Raw genomic sequence first — 20,261 nt, 5'->3', positions numbered from 1 at the left:
GAGCGCTGACCTACAACTATAGATAATGCTTGATTTTGCGCCGAATGCGTAGGTTAATTGAAAAATGCGCTTTTCGCGGCGTTCTTTTATCGCATTTTTCTTCGATCACTTTTCAATATGTCCAAAGCCTCAGAACTCATTCAATCCCATGCCGATGATCTCGTAGTACAAAAACGCGAAGTGGATCGTTGGTGGAAAGCCTATCTGGTTTGCGCGATCCTGCTGCTGTTGCTATCCGTGCCGGGCGCGGCTTTGGGGCTGAGCTTTGAGGTCATCAGTTTTGCCCAGATTGGCAGTGTCATATTGCTTTTTCTGTTTATGAGAAAAGGCGATGAGGCCCGTGACCTTGAAGCAGAAAGGCTCGAATTCGAACGTCCTGAACTCTACGGTCTGGACCTGAGCGACGCGGAAAACGACGTCGAAGCGCAAAAAACCAGACTTAGCTTTCTTGGCCGTGAAATCGTATCTCGCAAACGTATGCGCATTGTACGTAACCGCGCCCGATACGCAGAGGCATCCGGCATCATATTGGGCTCAGTGGCGCTGACGTTTCTGGTATGGTTTGGTTTTTCCATCGAAGATTTCCTGCGGGAATACCATGGTGGTACCAGATACACTGAGGCCGAGCTCTATGAATATGAGTTGGAGGTTATTTCCATTGGGTTGATCGGGCTGGTTCTGTTCGGCTGGGCTCTGACCCGGTTCAGGTCTGCCCGAAGTGCGCGTCGCGAACTTGAGCGGTTGGAAATCGAGCATGAAATCATGCCTGTGGAAGACAAGCCCGACGCATCTCGCGCGCGAAAACTCCTGTTGATCAACCAAAGGAATCTGGGCAGCTACTATGCCGTGAATAAATTCAATAGCCGGGTGAGCATTGGTGTCGCCGTGCTCTGCATCATCGCGGGTATATGCATCACGATTTGGACCATCAACGCTGTCGTGGCCAGTTCAGCAACCGAGCAAAATTCCAAGCTGGTTATTGCCGCCGTTGGCGCGGCCAATGCAATCATGATCAATGTTGTCGCCGCAATCGTGCTGCGCCTGCAGGCAACCATTTCATCAAACGTAAATGCCTTCCATGATCGATTGGTCCGCAGCCACGACATTTTTCTCGCTAACGTCATTGCAGCAGAAATTGAAGATGACGGTGTGCGGCGAGACACATTGGCCGCGATTTCTAAAGCGATTGGCTTACGGTCGAAGTCCTGACAAGAAAAAAAACCGATGGCTGACATATGGTCTTGCATTGGGCCATACAGGACGCGTTGCATGACTTTGCTTGCAAAAGAGCAAAGTCGGGTCATCCTGAGTTTTCCAGCTCCGCAAATCTCGCGTTCTTGGCTTTACAATCACGGACACAGAAAATGGTGCCGGAATCCAAGGCTCAGCCAGCCAAGAATCCCCACTGATCTACCATTCAAGGTTGTTCTGTACGCGTGATATGTCATGCTGAGTTGAATTACTTAGCTCGCGCCTTTTTGGATTTTGTCATGTGCGCGAAGACACATTAGAGGTGGCTTGTTTTGACGCTCTCAAGTGACTTTTACGAAGCAGACTTTGATGAATTCATCGCACAAGTGGAAGCCTCAGGGGTATTGGGGCGCAGCAAGCGTCGCATTCGGTTGCTTAATCATCTGATAAGATCAGAGTTTCTTGGTCAGGGAGACATGTTGAAGGCCTATTCAATAGGCCTGGACATCTTTGGCAAGCCAATGGACTTCGATCCCGCCTCCGATAGTGTCGTCAGGGTGGAAATGGGACGTTTGCGCACGGCACTTGCGCTTTTCGAAGCCAGTGAATTTGCAACCACGCGCATTTTTGTTGATATCCCAAAAGGTACTTATCGCCCGACCATAATGCTGCGCAGGTCAAACATAGTTGAGACTGTTCCAGAACCTGTTTCCACGTCTCGGACACGGCGAAGATCAACTCTCATAGTCGGACTTGCCGCTCTGGTTGCCCTTTTCGGCTTTGGTTTGATCTTTTTCCAGGATGACCTGCGCCGCCATTCGGGACAAAGCGCTGCCGCCATTAGTGTTGCTGTGAGGTCACTGGGTTCCGAGGTAGACGTGGCAACACAAGTTCAATCCAGCCTCTCCAATGCGCTTTCCAAATCCAAAACCATTACCATCCTTGACGCGTCCGGATCCAACGCAGCCGGACAGGCGCCTCGTTTTGAGGTCAGATTGTCGATCATCGAGGATGAAAAATCCTTCCTCGCGACGACGGAGCTTTTTGAAACTGCGAACAAGCGATTGATCTGGAGCAAATCCCTGCAAGAAAGCTCCGTTGCTGGGCTGATGGCGGCGATTGAGAACTCCATTGCCCGGGAATTGCGCGTTCGCCTCTTTGGCGCATCCAAGGAACTGCTCGAAGAGCTTGATCCCGACACGCTCTCGCCTGAAGCTCTTTTCGTTTTGGCCACCTGGGTCCCCGGTACCGCGCAATCCGCTGTTGTCTGGGAAGAAACCCGCGTAGCCTTTGCAAGGCAAGCGCTCGAAGGCGATCCCAATTTTGGCGCGGCGCATTCCGTTCTGGCAGACAAACTTGCCTATTTGGCAAATGTGCATGGCCCGGCAGATACCGCCGAAAACCAAGAAGGCGCAATTTATCACGCCCGCCGCGCGATGGATCTGTCGCCTCTGGACCCAGACGTGGTTTTTAACGTGGCGCAATCCCACTGGCACGCAGGCCGCATTGCAGAGAGCCGCGCCACCATGGCACGCGTAATCGAATTGGACCCAGCCCATGATCTGGCACGCTTTTTGCATCTGGTGATCCCGTACTCCTGCGCAGTGGCACCTGATGACGTCTTGAAAGCGGCAATTGCATTCGACGAAGCCTTGTCCGCAGATCATCCAATTCGGTGGTTGACGTTGACGTGGATCGGCTGGCTACACGCTTACCGAGAAGAATGGACGCAAGCTCTGGCTGCCGAAGAGGCCGCCGCGCGTATTTTTCAAATACCCTACACCTTCATGCGCCGTGCCATGATCTTGAATCAGCTTGATCGCACAAAAGAAGCGGCCGACGTTATTGCGCGGCAGGATCAAAATTGGGGCGGGTTCGATCCAGCACACTTTGCTACGATTACAATACCGCGGTTATGTCTCGAAACAGAAGAACCGGACCGGATTATCGGTTACTACAGCAGCTTGATGCGCGCGCTGGAAAATCATTCAGGCAATTGATTTGTCGTAATTTTTTGAATTTGTAACACGTTACAAACCCCAGATAACCTATTCTTTTCGATTCAAAACCATAAAAGCGGGTCTTTCACAGCTAAATGCGAGGAGACGTGCCGGATGGCATCCGAAAATAAGCCATGTCCACAAGACGACCTGGACAACTTATTCACCGGTTATGAAACATCGTTGATGGAAGCGGTACGGACGTTTGTGTCGGTCAAGACCGCGACACTGTCTCCTGAACTTAAGCATCGCGCTTACCTCGGCGCAGCGGGTGAATTGATTGATGCCGCTGCTGATATTGCAGCGGTCAACAATCCTGGCGTGCGGGTCGTACAACTTGGGCTTTTGGCAGAACGCCTTCGACACTTGGCCTGCGACCTGGATGGCAGCAACTATGACTGAAACATTAAACTGAAATCACATTGTAGGAAAAGCCCCGTGACCTTTGACGAAAGATCTGAGGCAACCGATCGCGTTCTCGTTGTCGGTTGTATGCAGAATATACCTGAAACACTCAAGAGCCGGGCAGAATGCCACCCGTTTTGCGAAGACGCGAATGCCGGTTGCGCTCAGCTGCTCGAAAATCAATTTGATTGCGTAATTGTACTGGCTGATCCCAGTCACAAAGACAGCATCAAGGAACTTGAAGAAGTCAGCGTTTTGGCACGCGAGCAAGGCACACCCCTGTTCAGCGTTGCCGTTTTCAATCCAAAATGGATTTATAACCTTATGGAGCAACTGGGTGTCGTTGCGCATTTCACAACCTTTCCCAACCACGGGCAAATCGCAGAGATGCTGGCCGAGATGCGGCAAAGCTCGAACGAGCAATACGGAGTTGACTAGGTCATGACACAATCGAACGTTGTTCCACTTCGTCGCAAAGCATCTTTGCCAAAACCGCTTTGGCCCTTATTCGTTTTGGAAGACATCAAATTGTGCTTTCAAGAAGCGGAAAACAAAGAAGCATCCGCTGTCATGGAAGAGGCCATTCGCAAGCTCGAAGACGTGTTGTTTCCGGACGCTGCTTCCAACTTGTGACGTCAATCGCTTGGCAAATACTCAAAGTTCGATCAACGCTGGCCTGCAAGGACAGTCCAATTAATTGATCTCATTGGCATCTGTTGGCGACTTACTTCCACACATTACAAGCGAACGATGACACCCAAGTGAGGCGCACGTCCGACACGCCTAGTTCATCATCGCTCAGCCGGTTGCAGAATGGCTTCTGCTTCGATTTCAACCTTGTAGTCTCCGATCAGATTGGCGACCTCCAAAAGCGTATTTGCAGGTTTGATGTCGCCGAACACCCGACCATGCGCGCGCGAGACCGATGCGACGTCGTTGGCATCGGTCAGATACACACGCGTCCGCACCACGTCCTCCATTGAAGCGCCCAGCGCCGAAAGCGCAGATGCAATTTTGTCGAGAATGAAAGTCGTTTGTGCCTCAGCGTTTCCCTGCGCCACAACGCCACTGATGCCCTGCGTGGCCGTTGTCCCCGACACTAAAATGCGATCGCCGATGCGATGAGCGCGACAGTAACCGGCAATGTCTTCCCACTCGCTACCCGTCAGCACACGCGTTTCGTCCGGTCGGCCGGGTACCGATTGCACCGCAACCGCGCTAGGCATTGCATCAAGATGGTGGCTGAGATCGCCCGATGCTGTCAAAAACGGCGGTTTGCGATACTCATCTCCGCAATCGCCAGGCAGTGGATGGGTACGGGCAAATACAGTTTCAAATCTGGCGCGGTCTTCGTCATCCAGTTTAAACTGAAAAATCCGGAGATTGTCGGCGCGGTGCTGATCTTCGCCAAGGCGGGCGCCAATGATCACACCAGCCACCGCGGTGTTTTCCAACACCCATCGGGTTGCCACATTGGAAACTGAAACCTTGTGTTTCCGGGCGACATCGGCCGCAACCTTCAGCACCGCCTGGAATGCATCCCATCCTCCCGCAACATCGATAAAGCGACTGTATTTCATCTTGCTCCAATCGGCGATGTCATCCGGCGCTGGTTGATTCAGCCACCTTTCAGATAGAAAGCCGCCTGCCAATGTGCCATAGGCCAGCAAGCGCACACCGGTTTGCGAACAGAGCGTCGCCAGCGGTCCCGCCGCCCGACGGTCCAGCAACGAAAACGGGACTTGGTTGGTGATCACAGGGATGCAATCCGCGAGCGCCACATGCAGATGTGCTGCATCGAAGTTGGTCACACCGATTTCGCCGATCAACCCTTCTTCGCGCAGCTTGGTCATCTCATGCAGCGCATCGAGCCACGCAGGGTGTTCAAAACTCCACCAGTGAAACTGCAGCAGATCAACGCGATCCGTCCCGAGACGTTGCAACCGTTCCATCACCCCTGCACGCACCACCTCTTTTGTCATAGGTCCAGGTTTGGGACACCATTTGGTACATACAACCGGGCGGTCTGTGCCTGGGATCTCACGTCGCAGCAAAGCGCCCGTGATCAATTCTGCGCTTCCGTAGTGATCCGCCATGTCAAAAGTGTTGAAGCCAGCTTGCAGGTAATCCGCGAGGTGATCAGCACCCGCTTCGGCGTTCATGACCTCACCGGATTTTTCGATATCGGCCACTTGCCAGAGCCCAACAAGCGCCCGGCTGATCGTCAAGCGGTCGCTCAGCGCAACGCGGTCAGGGTGGGACATGTTGGAAGCTCCGTTTTGAATGCACTTCGCAAACGCTATGCCGAAGTTCAGACAGGCGCAATTGTCCATTCAACAGGCCGCACATGGAACCTGAGACACCTTGCACCACAAGCGGATTGACACCACCCTAAGAACCCCGCAACAATTCGGAAATACTGGATTTTGTCGACTTACCGACATGGAGATTTTCAAAAGGCGCGGGATGAACGAGATCTCGGATAAAGATGCGTTCTGGCTATATGATCTGAAGGTCGAGACCGTTGTCGGCGACCGTACATCCGTGTGCCGTCATATCGAGGGGGAAGGCTTCCGCGTCGAGGGCGAGCTACTGGTTTTTGACCAACCCAGCAAAGTGTCGATGTATGCTTTGGCCGCCTTGCTGCCGCTTCTGCCCGCCAAACAACGCGCCACTGACCCGCAGGACTGGATGACCACAGACGCGGAAATCGCCTGTCCCGATCCCAATTGTGGCGGGCGTTTCAGGGTCACACGCGGGGAGAAACGGCTTTTCCACCATGCAGAGACAACGGGCCTGCCAGATCAGCGCACCACTCCCTATTGGCGGAAAGCCGACGCGCAATGAGCGTTGAAACAAGCGATTTGCGCCCGGGCCATCGCATATCCCGCGTGATTAAAGGCGGCTGGCAACTCGCCGGCGATCATGGGCCCGTTGACCCTGCCGCGGCGATCCGGGACATGGAGGCCTTCGTCGATGCAGGCATCACCACATTCGATTGCGCTGACATCTATGTCGGCGTCGAAGAGATGATTGGGACCTTTATCGCGGATCTGCGACAGCGGCGCGGTACGACGGTGGCCAACCGGATTTGCGTACAGACAAAACTGGTCCCGGACCTCACGCGGCTGTCCGATTTGCGCGCCCATGAAGTCGAGGCGATCATTGATCGATCTTTGCGGCGGCTGCAGGTCGAAAGTCTGGATTTGGTACAGTTTTTCTGGTGGGATCTGAGCCTCGGCAACGCCGTCGCCGGGTTGGACATCCTCAAGAGCCTTCAAGCCAAGGGCAAAATACGCACCCTTGGAATCACCAACTGGGACCGTCAGCAAATTCAGCCGTTTCTGGACGCAGGCTATGATATCGCCTCGGCGCAAGTGCAGTATTCAGTTCTGGACCGCCGCCCTGAAAACGGCATGTCAGAGTGGTCTGCATCGCATGACATTCAATTGTTATGCTACGGCACTCTGGCGGGCGGTTTCCTGACAGAAAACTGGCTTGGTCAACCGGATCCGGGCTTTGATTTCGAAAACAGATCACTGATCAAATACCGACTGATTATCGATGAATTCGGGCCCTGGGACCGGTTTCAGACCTTGTTGCGCGCGTTGAAGTTTGTGGGCGACCGCCACAATGTTTCACTCAGCGCCGTTGCCACGCGGTGGGTGCTGGACCAAAACCAGGTTGCCGCCTGCATTGTCGGCGCGCGCTATGCGCGCCATTTGCCGCAAACCCTGCAGGTGTTTGATCTGGCGCTGGATGACGCGGATCATGCGACATTGAGCGCTGTGCTCTCGCAGGCTGAGGGGCCGAATGGCGATGTTTACGGGTTGGAACGGGATCGGACCAGCCGTCATGGGCGGATCATGAAATACAACCTCAACACCAAACCAGACGACAAGGTACTGGGCACGGATGGCTGAACCGATCCTGTCCTTGCGTGGCGTGGCCCGCGACTTCGACGCGTTTCGGGCTGTGGACAACGTGTCGCTGGATATCAAAACCGGCAGCATCACTGGTCTGATCGGCCCGAACGGCGCGGGGAAGACGACGCTTTTTAATCTTTTGACGGGGATGCTGCCGCCGGATGCCGGACAGGTGGCCCTGAACGGCGCGGATGTTACACGCGTTGCGCCGGACAAACTTTTTGCTTTGGGTATGGGCCGCACTTTCCAGATCCCCCGCCCCTTTGCCCGCATGAGCGTGCTGGAAAACGTCATGCTCGCCCCGATGGCGCAAATCGGCGAGCATTTGTTGGGCCCTTTCTTTCGATCCGCTCCGATGCGCGCACAGGAAACCGCCATCCGGGAGCGCGCCCTGGGGGTGCTCGACTTTGTCACGCTGGCGGGTCTTGCCGATCAGGCGGCAGCGCAATTATCCGGTGGTCAAAAGAAACTGCTGGAATTGGCGCGGGTGCTGATGGGTGACCCGGACCTGATCCTGCTGGATGAACCGGCAGCGGGCGTGAACCCTTCCCTCACGAAAGTACTGATCGAAAAGATCGAAGCGTTGAACGCGCGCGGCAAAACCTTCCTGATCATCGAACACGACATGGATTTCGTGATGCAGCATTGCGATCCCATCATTGCCATGGCCGAAGGACGGGTCGTTTTCGAGGGTACAGCGCAGGAGGCGCAAAACAATCCGATCTTGCTGGATGCTTATTTAGGCGCGCAAACGGATGTCTGACGCATTGCAAATATCCGGCGTTGTCGCCGGTTACATCCCGGATTTGCCGATCCTGAACGCGGTGTCACTGACCGCCGAAGAGGGCAAGGTCACGGTGATCATCGGACCAAATGGCGCTGGAAAATCCACCTTGATCAAAGCCATCGCCGGTCTGGTGCCCGTCTCCGGCGGCGATGTGTTTCTCAACGGCGCGGTCATCACACACCTGCGCCCGGATAAAATGGGTGCGCACGGCATCGCCTATATGCCGCAATCGGACAATATTTTTCGCAGTCTGACCATCCGGCAAAATCTGGATCTGGTCCTGCGCAAGACCGGGCCGGAGGGTCCAGCCCGGCGCGACGCCCTCTTCGCGCAATTCCCGATCCTCGCGCAAAAGCAGCGCGACAAAGCCGGGTCACTGTCCGGAGGGCAACGGCAGTTTCTGGCGGTGGCCATGGCGTTGGCGATCAAACCCAAGGTGATCTTGATGGACGAGCCTTCCGCCGGTCTTTCGCCCAAGGCCGCACAGGAAGTGCTGGAACACGCCCGCGCGCTCACCGAAAGGGGCGTCACAATTCTGCTTGTGGAACAGAACGTCAAACAAGCGCTGCGGCTGGCGGATCACTGCTATATTCTGGCGGACGGGCGAAACCAGGTCGACGGCACCGCTGCAGATCTGATGAACGATCCTGTGGTCGGACAAATCTATCTGGGCGGCAAACGCATGGCGCCGGCATGATACAACATCTTGTCGACGGCATACTGGTGGGCTCGATCCTGTCCTTGGGGGCCATCGGTTTGACAATGGCCATGCACATGTTGCGGTTCGCGAATTTCAGCCATGCAGAACTATTGTCGATCGGTGCCTATTCAGCGCTGGTGTTCGACGGGCTGTTCAAAGGGCTCTACCCCGCGTTGGCCAATGCCGTTGGTCCGTTGAGTCTGACCTGGGCGTTGTCGCTGGCGATGATCCTGTCCATGGCGCTCACTGGCGCGTCAGCCGTTTTGATCGACCGGCTGGTTTTTCGCCGTGTGCGCAGCAAGGGTGGCGAGTTGTCTATGGTCTTTGCCTCCTTTGGCGTCGCCATGATCATCCGCAATGCCTTGGGTCTGTCTTTCGGATTGAACTCCAAGCTATATTCTCAGGACATCGTCTTTGCCACGGTGCTCAGCCGCGATCCGCTTTTGCTGATCAAACCCGATCAGGTCTTTTCGCTGATCGCAGCGCTGGTCATCATGGCGATCCTGCATCTGGTGCTGTCGCGCACGACTTTTGGTTATGCCCTGCGCGCAGTGGCCGAAAACCCCGCACTGGCACAGGTTTCGGGTATCAACCTCAGCCGAATGATCATGCTGATCTGGATCATCGGCGGCGGCCTCGCGGCGGCGGCGGGCGTGTTCTACGGCCTCAACAATCAAATCAACCCCGTGCTGGGTCGTGATCTGGTATTGCCGATTTTTGCCGCCACCATCGTCGGCGGCATTGGCAGCATCTACGGCGCGGTACTGGGTGGTTTTCTTGTGGGCATCGCGTCCAATATGGCGCTGGTCGTGCTGCCTTCAGGTTACAGCCCCTCGGTCCCTTTCTTGATCATCCTGATCGTTTTGATGATCCGCCCCTCCGGCCTTTTCGGCGAGGAACGCACATGATTGGGCTGCTGTCCTATTTGGTGTTTTTTGCCACGGTTGCCGCGATCCTGTCCATCGCTGTGCTGGGCCTCAACCTGCAATGGGGCAACGCGGGGCTCTTCAACGGCGGCGTCGTGGCCTTCTTTGGCGCAGGCGGCTACGGCACCCTGATCCTCGGCGGCACGGCACAATCTGATCACCTGGGCGGGTTTGAACTGCCCTATTTAGTGGCACTCCTCGGCGGAATGGTGATTGCAGGGCTCCTGGCCTGGATCGTTGGCATCCTCACCTTGCGCCTGCGCCATGACTATCTGGCCATCGCGACCTTTGGTGTTGCCGTCGCCTTTGAAAACCTGATGCGCAACGCCGAAAGCCTTGCGGGTGGAGCCAAGGGTCTGCGCGGTTTTGAGCGCCCTTTGCGACAAGCTCTGGGGGATGGTTTCACTTATAACATACTGTTCTTGATCTTTGTTCTTCTCTTCATGATCGCAACCTACCTCTTTCTGGAACGCCTGATCCGCTCCCCCTTCGGGCGGTTGCTGCGCGCCATACGCGAAGATGAAACCGCCGCCAGATCGCTCGGCAAGAACCCGACGCGGGTGCGTCTTACCGCCTTCATTACCGGATCAGTCATCCTGGGGCTGGCGGGTGGACTCTATGCAACTTTCTATGCCTTCATTAGCCCTCAGGACGTGCTGCCCATTTTGACGTTTCAGATCTGGGCGATGCTGATCGTCGGCGGCGCGGGCAACAACAAGGGGGCCATCATGGGGGCGTTTCTGATCTGGGGAGCCTGGACAGCGAGCGGTTGGGCGCTGTCACGTTTCGCGCCGCTGGAGGTGCAGCTTTACACCGGATCGCTGCAATTCATCCTCATCGGTTGCGTCATTGTCGGCATGCTGCTGTGGCGACCCCAAGGGCTGTTCGCAGAAAAACTGGTTGTCTCGCAATCGGGACGCCCCAAGACACAAACATAAAACGGGAGAATGATCGTGACGAAGAAATTGACAAAAATCGGGGTCGCACTTGGCCTCGCAACGGCAACGATGGCCCTGGGCGGTGGCGCATTGGCGCAGGACTGCACCACGAAAATCGGCGCGGTCTTGCCCACATCTGTGGATTGGGGCAAGCCCATTGCGGCAACGGCGCAATATGCGGTCGATCTGGCCAATGAGGCCGGTGGCGTGGCGGGCTGCCAGATCGAGATGGTGCTGCGCGACAGCCAGGTTGATCCAAAGGTCGGCGTAGATGCCGCCAAAGCGCTGGTTGATCTGGATGGTGTCCAATTGCTGCTGGGGGCGGTCAGCAGCGGCGTGTCGATGCCAATCCTGACCTCTGTCACGGTACCCGCCGGTGTCATGCAGATGTCGTGCTGCTCATCTTCCACAGCCTTCACCGGTCTGTCGGAAGAAGGCAAGACCGAGGGGCTTTTCTACCGCACCTTCGCAACCAGTGGCGTACAGGCCGCCGTCGGGGCCATGGCGGCACGGGATCAAGGATACAAATCCGTTGCCATTCTCTACAAGAACGACGACTGGGGTCAGGACATCGGCAAACTGGTGGCCAAGGATCTGGAAGCTTTGGGCATTTCTGTCACCGGCTCGATTGCCATCAACGATGCGCAACCGTCCTACCGTGCTGAAGTCACGGAAGCTCTGAAAGGCGATCCGGAAGCCATCTATTTGGCGATTTATCCCACGGAAGGTACGGCTGTTGTGCGGGAATGGCTGTCGCTGGGTGGTACGCAGAACATGATCGTCGCCAATGCTCTGAAGTCAGATGAGTTCCGCGATAACGTTGGTCTGCAATATCTGGGCAACACAATCGGCACGGACACGGCGTCACCCCGCAGCGACAGCGCATCCGCTTTTGTGGATCAGTATTCTGCAAAGTTCGGCACAGAACCCAATGGACCGGGCCTTTCCAACAGCTATGACGCGACAATGATCGCGCTTTTGGCGATGGAAGCGGCCGGCAAGGATGCGACGGGCGCTGATATTGCCGCAAAGGTCGAGACTGTGACGGACCCTGCAGGCATGCCCATCAGCGCCGATGCTGCAGGATTTGCCAAGGCAAAGGAAATCCTTTCTGGCGGCGGCACGGTGATGTACCAAGGGGCGACTGGCAACGTCCGGTTTGATGGCAACGGCGATGTCTCAGCCCCGGCTGTGATGTGGCGCTTTACCGACAGCGGCACCGAGGAACAGCGGTATATTTCCCTTGAGGACGTAGATGCATTCATGGCCTCGGTGAAATAGGCGCACCGGCCATGCAAGGGGCCGCTGTAAAGAGAAGGGGCAGTCGCTGCAAGGCTGCCCTTTCTCATGGGTACGCTTGTTTCTAAACGCATTGAAACCAAGTGCCGCAGTCCATGACATCGGCGTACAATTGGCCTCTAACGTCATGCAATTACTAGCGGCGGCAAAGATTGGTCAAGGCGGGCGGGAGCGTGATCCTCAACCAGCGCGGCCAGCCGGGGGGCCAGGGATCGCATCCCGCGACTTTGCGCCAATAGGTGACCAGCAGCGCCAGCAAAGCAAAGTTAATCGTATCAATCCCCCAACCGACAAAGCATAGCGCACTCAGCCCGGCTTGCGCCAGCAGCCAACCGATAAAGGCCAAAACCGCCGACCCTGCCGCCAACGTGCTGAACAGGATTTGCAACCAATTGAGATGTCCGCAATTCAGACGGCAACTGCCGCAGGTGAACAACCAGATCAGGAACAAGATGTTCCCCAGCACAAGCAATATCAGACCGATCACGATGGCCGCTATGCCGACGGCAATCGCATAGGGATTAGTCAGAAACCCGATCACGCAGAACGCGATGCCAAAGACAACCGCGCCCAGGATCAGGATCACCAGAGCCACAATCAAGGCGATCAGACACCAGGGGATCTGGAATCCGTCCCCGCCGCCCGTGTCCTCACCCGGGCATGGTGCCACTGTGATCTGTTCGGATTGGCCGTTGCATCCCGACGGCGCGGCCACGTCGACCGCAACCGAATAATCTCCGGGGGGAAGATCGGCGCTCCCAGCCAGATCCGCCGGCCCGGTCGCTCCATCGACACTGTCCAGCGTGGCAATGACTGCATCACCGTCCTTCACCACAAGCGCAGCTGTAGCCGGAAAGTCTGATTGCGTCATCACCGCAGCGCTGGCTGTGACCGTCCGCTGCCCGTCGGCGCAGCTATCGGATACCTGGACGGCATCCAAAGTGATCTCAGGACAGTTCTGGTCTACTTCTCCACCGGGCTTGTCCGGGTCCGCACCGCCACCGCACAGTGCCACGCGCATTTGCTGGCCCGAGTAATTGCAGGCTTGCGGATCAGTGACATCAACACCCACGGTATAAACGCCGGGCGATACCGGGCCAGTTCCGTTCAATACCGTCTCGTCCGACATGCCGTCCGCACTGTCGAGGATCAACACAACCGTGTCGACGTCCTTGACAACGAGCTGTGCCGAGGCCGGATGCCCTGGTTCCGGCGTCACCACCGCCGATGCCGTGACCATCCTTTGCTGCGATGGCGTACAATGCTCTGCAACGGAAAAACTGCCCAGCGTCACTTGCGGGCAAAGCGCGGGATCATCCGACTCTGCACCAGGACACGCAGGTACTTCGATCACCCCTGTTGGCCCTTCGCAGGGTTCTGGCGAAAAAACGCGCAACCCGTAGGCGTAGGTACCACCGGACAGCATGGTTTCGGCAAAAATGGTTTCACCGGCCGCAGGCACCACCGCTGCCAACGGTATTTCCGCTTCCCCGTCGATGGGGCGAGTATAAAACTGCGCGAAGATTGGGCCCAATCCGGGCGGGACATCCGGTGGCAACCGCGCCTCTATCCGCACTTGTCGCGCACCGTCAATACAACCCGCATCGCTGGCGTCCACCAATGCGGCGTTGAACTTATCCCAGGTCGGGCAGCCACCTTCGGCCTGACACTGCAGAACATCCACCTTGGTATGCGCGCTACAGGCGCCGCCCTGCGTGCAGACGACATCAAGGTCTATATCGGCGATTTCCCCGCAGCTTAGCCCGCTGTTGGATACATCTACGGATGCCACCCAACCGCCTGGCACCACAAAGTTGGCAGACGCCTGGAATTCATCGCCCCCGAATGTGATATTTGCCGTCAAACCTGTGCAGTCCAGTGCAGTGCCCCAGACCACGATGCGGTTTACATTTGAATTATTGACTGCACGGTACGCAACCGTACCTTCAATCGATATCAAACATGCCATTGGTATCCCCCATTCGTGCTGACGGCCCACCGTGCAAAGAAGGCCTGATCTGGATCCGCGCCCAAGCAAATCAGCCACTCGACGCAGCTCACAGGTCCGGCCGGAGCAGCTTCATTTTTTTTGCGCTTCGACATACTACGTCGGCGCGCGCACCCCTGCTCTTTTATGCCATGCTTGGGACGCTGAAAAAAGGAGACATTCGTGGCAGCTGCCCTCCGCTTCGGACCGGATAGGTCGACCAGTGCAATTCTTGGCCCCGATGTAACCGGGTCAGGTGGTCTGGTACGAGATGCGGCACTATCGGCTTTTGCCACCCCAAGCCCGTCGCAATGGGCAAAAATAACTACGCGGAAAACGATAAACCGTGCAAGAAATAGCGCAGACTAAATTTTTGCGGAAACTGATATGCTAGACCCAAACGATAGAATTGCCACACGGGGAGGAAAACGTTCCACAGCGGCCAACGGACCATCCCTCAAAGACCGCATCCTGGCCAATCTGGTGTTCCTGCGCTCCGCCGTTTTGAGCGTTTTCACCGTTCTGGCGGTCATTGCCATCCTCGTCATTGCCGCTCGGGATCTGGCACGGACCCCGATTGTGCTGGAAGAAATTGGCGTCCCCGAAACGCTGAACAAGGAAGGGTATAACGGTCTTGTCGCCTCCAACATGCTTTGGGACGCGATTGAAGACATCCGTCATTTCACGGGTGACAACAAAAAGAACGTGCGCATTCAGACTGCATCGCGCCAGCTCGACATCGTCGAACCGGGATCGGGCCTGTCGTTGCAGAGGATCACCCAGGTTCTGCGGTCCCTTTTCAATTTGCCACAGACGCGCATCGCGGGTGAATTTGTCTGTCTGACCAGTGGGTGTACGCACAGTGAACTGTCGCTCCGGATCCGCGTCTTTTCCGGCGAGGGCACGCGCGTCATTTCAGCGGGCCCGATCGAAGACCTCAGCATGGAAGACTATTTCCACGAGACCGCACTTCACTTGCTGGAGGAGGAGATCGATCCCCTGGTCGCCGCCAGATATGACTATTTTGATGGCTATGAAGGCTGGAAAGCCAATGCGGTCCGTATCTCTACGGAACTGCTGTTGCAGCGTGGGCCAGGCGCCGAAGAGGCCGCTGCGCTCCTCGGTGTGATCGCGCTGGATGATCAGGACTATGATCTGGCCTATGAGCGCAGTGTCAACGCGATCGAGGTTGGCGATGACCTGCGTAGGCGTGAAAGTTTTTGGTCTCGTAACGCCGCGCACCACGACTCAGTCAGAGCGCAGTCCCTCCTGTTGCAAGGCGAAGCGCTGTCGGAACTGGGCTACGAACTGGACGATGGCGAAATCCTGCTGGAAGCAATGGATGTTCTGGAGCAAGCTGCACGACTTGCGCCCGACGAGGGTTTTATCCGCACGGTTCAGGCGCAGACCCTGCAGAGCCTGGGTCAATACGATGAGGCGATTGATTATTTCAAGCAGGCTGTGGATGTCGATATACTCGATCCCTACGCCTGGAGCGATTTGGGCCGTGCACAGCTTGATATGGACAGATCGGAAGACGCCGAAATCAACTTTGAAACCGCCCGCAACCTAGCGCCCTATGATATGTACCTCGTGCACTACCATGCCACGGACCACAGCCTCGACAAGGCTTTGAACCAGGCGAAACGCCTGGCCACAAACGCCCCGGACGACCTGCAAACCTGGGACTTTTGGTTGGATATGCTGGACGAGAAATTGTACGATACCAACGCCGAAATCTGCGATGGTGACGGCGGTTCAGTTGCGGATCTGGTGGCCGTCGCAAGTGAAATCGCACCGATTGAAGCTCTTCAGAGCGTGGAATTCTATGCCAAAGACACCTGCGACTGGTCTTTTTGAGCGCACGGTCTGGCAATGGCTCTTTTTCTTGTTTGCGTGAACCAGTCTCAAACGTGTTTCAGTCTGATTAGACGGCTCTGGTCGAACGCTGATACCGGGCGACGCGCGGCCGGATGGCTCTAGTCCAATTCGCTCCAGGGCCAGGGTTTAACATTGCTGGCAGCCGTCTGATACCGCGCGGCCTTGGCCACCCAGACCCCCAGATCCGTTCCAAATTCGGCCAACCGTTCATTGGGTTGGTTGCTGTTCACCAGCATGATGACAAACTGGATCACGGTTGCGACACCCAAAATCGTTTGTGCCATCGAGATCATGACGGCGATCAACAGCATAAAGAGCAACCGCAATAGCATATTATCAGGTTGCGGCGGTTCCATTTGCTCGCCATGTATGCGGCCTTCCATTTTCGCGTCGTCCTTGTCCATCCGATCTGCTCCCATTCAAACCACAGAAATTCCCCTACTCAAATCACCGCCCGCGCTTTCAAGCAATAGACCCGCGTCGCACCCGCATTCAGGGCGCAGACATTTTTGCCTGTTCGCACCGCACGATTGAAGATTAGTGTGGCGATGAAAAATACCATTAACACCACATGAGGGTCACCATGAAAAAGCGCCAAATTCGTCAGGACGGGAAAAAAGTTTCGGAAGTGGGGTTGGGGTGCTGGAGTTTCGGAGGCTCTTACGGCCCGACCACCGAGGCCGAAGCCCACAACACGCTTTCCGCGGCCCTGGATTTCGGGGTGACCTTTCTCGACACGGCGAATGTTTATGGCATGGGCGTTTCCGAGACAATCATCGGTACGTTTCTGAAAGGAAATGCAGGCCGTTTTACGATTGCAACCAAGGCAGGTATCTGGCGCGATCCGGAAACCGGTATCCGCGGTTTCAACAACAAACCCGCGTATCTGCGCGACCAACTCGAAGGCTCATTGTCGAAACTGGGCCTCGACCATGTCGACCTCTTTTACATGCACCGCCGGGATCAGGATGTGCCCATCGAGGAGGTGATGGAAACGCTTTTGCGTTTCAAAACCGAAGGGAAAATCGGCGGCGTCGGGTTTTCTGAGATTTCCCCTGCCTCTCTGCGCCGGGCACATGCAGTTGGCCCTGTGGATGCGGTGCAAAGCGAATACTCCCTCTGGACCCGTCAGCCAGAGTTGGGAATGATCCAGACCTGCGCGGCGCTAGGTGTGGCGTTTGTCCCCTTTTCCCCGCTTGGGCGCGGCATTTTTGCCCCCGTTCCGCCGGACCCGTCGACATTCGAACCGGGCCACTTCAGAAAAGACACACCGCGCTTTTCCGAACCCAATTTCAGTCAGAACCTGCAACAGATAGCAGGTTTCAAAGCCCTCGCCGGTGATTTGGGCCTTTCACCGATCACTTTGGCGCTGGCCTGGTGCCTCAATCAAGGCGACCACCTGATCCCCATTCCCGGCACACGCTCCGCCGCTCATTTGAAAGACTGCGTCGCGGCCAGTGACGTCGCGATGACCCCTGAGACGATGCGGGCCATTGAGGAAATACTGCCGGTCGGCTGGGCGCATGGTGACCGCTACACCCATGCGCAATGGATCGGTATCGAGGGGTATTGCTGAGCTGAAAGCCCAGTGAGGCCCGCTAGTTTATTTCAGGCTCAGAGACCGGCGCGCCAAACTCGGTTTTGAGAAAATCGAAGTCGCAGCCTTTGTCCGCCTGTTCGATGTGCTTCAGGAACACCCAGCCATAGCCCCGTGCATAACGGGGTTCTGGCTGCTGCCAATTTGCCCGACGGCGCGCCAGTTCTGCGTCTGACAACTCCACGTCCAATCGCCGGTTCGGGACATCCAGAACAATAATATCCCCGGTCTCGATCAAGGCGAGTGGGCCCCCGACATAGGCCTCCGGCGCCACATGCAGGATGCACGCGCCATAACTGGTCCCGCTCATCCGGGCATCAGACAGCCGCACCATATCCCGGTGTCCTTCATTCAGCAGCTTCAAAGGCATCGGGATCATACCCCATTCCGGCATCCCGGGGCCGCCTTGCGGACCGGCATTGCGCAGGATCAACACATGATCTGCTGTAATATCTGCATCCGCATCGTCAATGATGGCCTTCATCTCCGCATAGGAATTGGCCACCAGTGCCGGCCCCCGATGCACCCTGAATTTTGCGTCCATCGCGGCCGGTTTGATCACCGCGCCATCCGGTGCCAGATTGCCCTTCAGAACCGCCAGTGACCCCTCGTGATAGACCGGATTCTCCAGTGGACGGATGACGTCGCTGTTGTAGTTCTGCGCGTTTTCGATGTTCTTGCCCAGCGATTGGCCCGTCACCGTCAGGACACGCCGATCCAACTTGTCGCCCAGTTCCGCCATCAACGCGGGCAGACCACCGGCATAGAAGAAATCTTCCATCAGGTAGTCTTTGCCAGACGGTCGGATATTGGCGAGCACCGGTGTTGTGCGCCCAATCGCATCCAGATCGTCCAGCCCGAGCGGCACCCCGGCCCGACGCGCCATGGCGATCAAATGGATGATCGCATTAGTGGAACACCCGGTGGCCATTGCCACCGTGACCGCATTTTGGGTACTTGCCTCGGTGATGATCTGATCCGGCGTCAGATCCTCCCACACCATATCCACAATACGGCGCCCGCAATCGGCACTCATGCGTTGATGGTTCACATCCGGGGCGGGAATGGACGACGCACCGGGCAGGCAAAGACCGAACCCCTCCGCAATGGCGGTCATGGTGCTGGCGGTCCCCATGGTCATGCAATGCCCATAAGATCGCGCAATACCGCCCTCGACACCCTGCCATTCCTCTTTCGAAATATGGCCTGCGCGCCTTTCATCCCAGTACTTCCAGGCATCGGCGCCAGAGCCCAGAACCTTGCCCGCATAGTTGCCGCGCAGCATGGGACCGGCGGGCAGGTAGATGAACGGCAACCCCATGGAGACGGCCCCCATCACAAGTGCCGGGGTGGACTTGTCGCACCCGCCCATCAGAACAGCGCCATCGACCGGGTGAGACCGCAGCACTTCTTCAACCTCCATCGCAACCATGTTCCGGTAGAGCATCGCCGTCGGTTTCAGCAATTGTTCGCCCAGCGCGTGCACCGGAATTTCGACCGGCATGCCCCCCGCCTGCAGCACGCCTTTTTTGACGAATTCGACCCGGTCCTTGAAATGCATGTGACAGGGCTGCAGTTCGGACCATGTGTTCAAAATGGCGATAACCGGTTTTCCGTCCCAGTCTTCACGTGACAATCCCATCTGCATGGCCCGGGACCGATGCCCGAAAGACCTCAGATCATCCGGTTCAAACCACCGCGCGGAACGGAGTTGGCTGTAAGTCTTCTTTTTCATGAACGCCCCTCGCAGTGCTGCTGCCCTGAACCTACAATCAAATTCCAGTGCTTTGCCACACTTCAGCGCGCACCCCGGGCTGTCATTTCCGCAGTGCTCCGATTACCCTGCGCGACCGGCAAGCGCAAAGCGCATCGGAAATGCTGCACATGGGCCTGCAACGACGTTGATCTCAGGTCATGGCCGCCAAATCGATCTTTAACTGTTTCGCAGGAAATCATCGCGGCGCGTCATGTTACAATCCGCAGGCGTGCCAGGTTCACGATACCCGCAGCCACAGCGCAAATTTGAAGGACAACAAAACTGTCACAAGTCCCACCTTTGTAACACGAACCACGAGCCTCAGCCCAAATCACCCACTTGTAACAATGGTCGATTGCACATCCGCGTGAGAATGCTGCGCACTGACTGCGCTGTTTCGAGCGAAATAAAGGGCGATCACCAAAAGTTCTGAAAGATCCGGCAAATCTTGCCGGGTCACCCGGTCAGTCGTGCGATCGAGGGGATCCTCTGGCCTCAAAGACCCTCTAATCTGGCTCATCAAAGATCATGCCGCCTTGAGTGGCAATGTTGACCCTGGTAACAATAGGGGGCCACTGCAGGCTAGAAACAAGAATCAAGTTGGTCGTATCATCAAAGTTGGCGAGCCGTTTGGCCGGTGCCACCGCCATCACGCTCGGACTGACTGGCCCAATTCATAATGGCACCGGTTTTCATCTACGCGAGACGGGCTTTGGCTATCCAGATGCGCTCGTCAGGTTCAAATCCATCACCACGTTCCATAGCGCCCGCGGCATCTCGGAGCAGGTCTTGCGGACAGTCTGGCCACCCGGGTTATAGACCTGTACGTCGATGCCGCAGCATCTGCACCGGTGCTGCTGGAAAACGA

18 protein-coding genes are annotated in these 20,261 nt (G+C 56.4%); 14 read left to right on the top strand and 4 right to left on the bottom strand.

Going from position 1 to position 20,261, the window contains the following annotated elements; all coding sequences use genetic code 11:
• The first annotated feature begins 117 nt into the window (after positions 1–117).
• The 5 genes from AB8B75_RS06635 to AB8B75_RS06615 all read left to right on the top strand — a co-directional run bounded on the left by AB8B75_RS06635 (position 118) and on the right by AB8B75_RS06615 (position 4,229).
• Positions 118–1,209: a hypothetical protein gene (locus tag AB8B75_RS06635; protein WP_405360848.1), complete on the top strand. Its 1,092-nt coding sequence runs from the start codon at positions 118–120 to the stop codon at positions 1,207–1,209.
• A 314-nt stretch (positions 1,210–1,523) separates the two neighbouring features.
• Positions 1,524–3,191 carry a tetratricopeptide repeat protein gene (locus AB8B75_RS06630; RefSeq protein ID WP_405360846.1) on the top strand — a complete coding sequence of 556 codons (1,668 nt, stop codon included), beginning with the start codon at positions 1,524–1,526 and terminating at the stop codon, positions 3,189–3,191.
• A gap of 114 nt (positions 3,192–3,305) precedes the next feature.
• The gene (locus AB8B75_RS06625) at positions 3,306–3,593 is read left to right on the top strand and encodes a hypothetical protein (RefSeq protein ID WP_405360844.1); all 288 of its coding nucleotides are present in this window, start codon (positions 3,306–3,308) and stop codon (positions 3,591–3,593) included.
• Positions 3,594–3,629: 36 nt separating this feature from the next.
• On the top strand, positions 3,630–4,034 hold the full coding sequence (locus AB8B75_RS06620) for a hypothetical protein (protein WP_405360842.1): 405 nt from the start codon (positions 3,630–3,632) through the stop codon (positions 4,032–4,034).
• 3 nt (positions 4,035–4,037) lie between these two features.
• Entirely contained in the window at positions 4,038–4,229 is a 192-nt protein-coding gene (locus AB8B75_RS06615) for a hypothetical protein (protein WP_405360840.1), read from the top strand.
• A 158-nt stretch (positions 4,230–4,387) separates the two neighbouring features.
• Here the strand turns inward: AB8B75_RS06615 and AB8B75_RS06610 are convergent, their stop codons facing one another.
• Positions 4,388–5,860: an aldo/keto reductase gene (locus AB8B75_RS06610; RefSeq protein WP_405360838.1), complete on the bottom strand. Its 1,473-nt coding sequence runs from the start codon at positions 5,858–5,860 to the stop codon at positions 4,388–4,390.
• Positions 5,861–6,062: 202 nt separating this feature from the next.
• On the opposite strand from AB8B75_RS06610, the gene AB8B75_RS06605 reads away from it, so the two are divergent.
• The 7 genes from AB8B75_RS06605 to AB8B75_RS06575 are packed head-to-tail and all read left to right on the top strand — an operon-like array spanning position 6,063 to position 12,154.
• Positions 6,063–6,443, top strand: a complete 381-nt coding sequence (locus AB8B75_RS06605; protein WP_405360836.1) for a TIGR04076 family protein — start codon at positions 6,063–6,065, stop codon at positions 6,441–6,443.
• Positions 6,440–7,519 carry an aldo/keto reductase gene (locus AB8B75_RS06600; RefSeq protein ID WP_405360834.1) on the top strand — a complete coding sequence of 360 codons (1,080 nt, stop codon included), beginning with the start codon at positions 6,440–6,442 and terminating at the stop codon, positions 7,517–7,519. Before AB8B75_RS06605 ends, AB8B75_RS06600 begins: the two co-directional genes overlap by 4 nt.
• On the top strand, positions 7,512–8,285 hold the full coding sequence (locus AB8B75_RS06595) for an ABC transporter ATP-binding protein (protein WP_405360832.1): 774 nt from the start codon (positions 7,512–7,514) through the stop codon (positions 8,283–8,285). Before AB8B75_RS06600 ends, AB8B75_RS06595 begins: the two co-directional genes overlap by 8 nt.
• A complete protein-coding gene (locus AB8B75_RS06590) occupies positions 8,278–9,006 on the top strand; it encodes an ABC transporter ATP-binding protein (RefSeq protein WP_405360830.1) in 729 nt (242 codons plus the stop codon). Before AB8B75_RS06595 ends, AB8B75_RS06590 begins: the two co-directional genes overlap by 8 nt.
• Positions 9,003–9,917 carry a branched-chain amino acid ABC transporter permease gene (locus tag AB8B75_RS06585; RefSeq protein ID WP_405360828.1) on the top strand — a complete coding sequence of 305 codons (915 nt, stop codon included), beginning with the start codon at positions 9,003–9,005 and terminating at the stop codon, positions 9,915–9,917. Before AB8B75_RS06590 ends, AB8B75_RS06585 begins: the two co-directional genes overlap by 4 nt.
• A complete protein-coding gene (locus AB8B75_RS06580; protein WP_405360826.1) occupies positions 9,914–10,873 on the top strand; it encodes a branched-chain amino acid ABC transporter permease in 960 nt (319 codons plus the stop codon). The genes AB8B75_RS06585 and AB8B75_RS06580 overlap by 4 nt, the downstream gene beginning before the upstream one ends.
• A gap of 15 nt (positions 10,874–10,888) precedes the next feature.
• Positions 10,889–12,154 carry an ABC transporter substrate-binding protein gene (locus AB8B75_RS06575; protein ID WP_405360824.1) on the top strand — a complete coding sequence of 422 codons (1,266 nt, stop codon included), beginning with the start codon at positions 10,889–10,891 and terminating at the stop codon, positions 12,152–12,154.
• Between the two features lie 154 nt (positions 12,155–12,308).
• Here the strand turns inward: AB8B75_RS06575 and AB8B75_RS06570 are convergent, their stop codons facing one another.
• On the bottom strand, positions 12,309–14,141 hold the full coding sequence (locus tag AB8B75_RS06570; protein ID WP_405360822.1) for a hypothetical protein: 1,833 nt from the start codon (positions 14,139–14,141) through the stop codon (positions 12,309–12,311).
• Between the two features lie 405 nt (positions 14,142–14,546).
• Here AB8B75_RS06570 and AB8B75_RS06565 point away from each other — a divergent pair, with 405 nt between their 5' ends.
• On the top strand, positions 14,547–16,019 hold the full coding sequence (locus AB8B75_RS06565; RefSeq protein WP_405360820.1) for a hypothetical protein: 1,473 nt from the start codon (positions 14,547–14,549) through the stop codon (positions 16,017–16,019).
• Between the two features lie 119 nt (positions 16,020–16,138).
• Here the strand turns inward: AB8B75_RS06565 and AB8B75_RS06560 are convergent, their stop codons facing one another.
• Positions 16,139–16,444, bottom strand: coding sequence for a DUF4389 domain-containing protein (locus tag AB8B75_RS06560; RefSeq protein WP_405360818.1), 306 nt, complete (start codon positions 16,442–16,444; stop codon positions 16,139–16,141).
• A 179-nt stretch (positions 16,445–16,623) separates the two neighbouring features.
• Here AB8B75_RS06560 and AB8B75_RS06555 point away from each other — a divergent pair, with 179 nt between their 5' ends.
• On the top strand, positions 16,624–17,616 hold the full coding sequence (locus tag AB8B75_RS06555) for an aldo/keto reductase (RefSeq protein WP_405360816.1): 993 nt from the start codon (positions 16,624–16,626) through the stop codon (positions 17,614–17,616).
• Positions 17,617–17,638: 22 nt separating this feature from the next.
• Here AB8B75_RS06555 and araD read toward each other — a convergent pair whose 3' ends face one another.
• Positions 17,639–19,372, bottom strand: coding sequence for an L-arabinonate dehydratase (araD, locus tag AB8B75_RS06550; protein ID WP_405360814.1), 1,734 nt, complete (start codon positions 19,370–19,372; stop codon positions 17,639–17,641).
• Between the last annotated feature and the right edge of the window lie 889 nt (positions 19,373–20,261).

This window comes from Roseobacter sp. (assembly GCF_045106495.1).
Taxonomy (GTDB): Bacteria; Pseudomonadota; Alphaproteobacteria; order Rhodobacterales; family Rhodobacteraceae; genus Roseobacter.
This window is presented reverse-complemented; position numbering and strand designations above follow the sequence as displayed.

Bases quoted from the DNA above. Each gene is read 5' to 3' on its own strand.
- AB8B75_RS06635 (WP_405360848.1), top strand. From the start codon at position 118: ATGTCCAAAGCCTCAGAACTCATTCAATCCCATGCCGATGATCTCGTA.
- AB8B75_RS06625 (WP_405360844.1), top strand. From the start codon at position 3,306: ATGGCATCCGAAAATAAGCCATGTCCACAAGACGACCTGGACAACTTA.
- AB8B75_RS06615 (WP_405360840.1), top strand. From the start codon at position 4,038: ATGACACAATCGAACGTTGTTCCACTTCGTCGCAAAGCATCTTTGCCA.
- AB8B75_RS06610 (WP_405360838.1), bottom strand. From the start codon at position 5,860: ATGTCCCACCCTGACCGCGTTGCGCTGAGCGACCGCTTGACGATCAGC.
- AB8B75_RS06605 (WP_405360836.1), top strand. From the start codon at position 6,063: ATGAACGAGATCTCGGATAAAGATGCGTTCTGGCTATATGATCTGAAG.
- AB8B75_RS06600 (WP_405360834.1), top strand. From the start codon at position 6,440: ATGAGCGTTGAAACAAGCGATTTGCGCCCGGGCCATCGCATATCCCGC.
- AB8B75_RS06595 (WP_405360832.1), top strand. From the start codon at position 7,512: ATGGCTGAACCGATCCTGTCCTTGCGTGGCGTGGCCCGCGACTTCGAC.
- AB8B75_RS06590 (WP_405360830.1), top strand. From the start codon at position 8,278: ATGTCTGACGCATTGCAAATATCCGGCGTTGTCGCCGGTTACATCCCG.
- AB8B75_RS06585 (WP_405360828.1), top strand. From the start codon at position 9,003: ATGATACAACATCTTGTCGACGGCATACTGGTGGGCTCGATCCTGTCC.
- AB8B75_RS06580 (WP_405360826.1), top strand. From the start codon at position 9,914: ATGATTGGGCTGCTGTCCTATTTGGTGTTTTTTGCCACGGTTGCCGCG.
- AB8B75_RS06570 (WP_405360822.1), bottom strand. From the start codon at position 14,141: ATGGCATGTTTGATATCGATTGAAGGTACGGTTGCGTACCGTGCAGTC.
- AB8B75_RS06565 (WP_405360820.1), top strand. From the start codon at position 14,547: ATGCTAGACCCAAACGATAGAATTGCCACACGGGGAGGAAAACGTTCC.
- AB8B75_RS06560 (WP_405360818.1), bottom strand. From the start codon at position 16,444: ATGGACAAGGACGACGCGAAAATGGAAGGCCGCATACATGGCGAGCAA.
- AB8B75_RS06555 (WP_405360816.1), top strand. From the start codon at position 16,624: ATGAAAAAGCGCCAAATTCGTCAGGACGGGAAAAAAGTTTCGGAAGTG.
- araD (WP_405360814.1), bottom strand. From the start codon at position 19,372: ATGAAAAAGAAGACTTACAGCCAACTCCGTTCCGCGCGGTGGTTTGAA.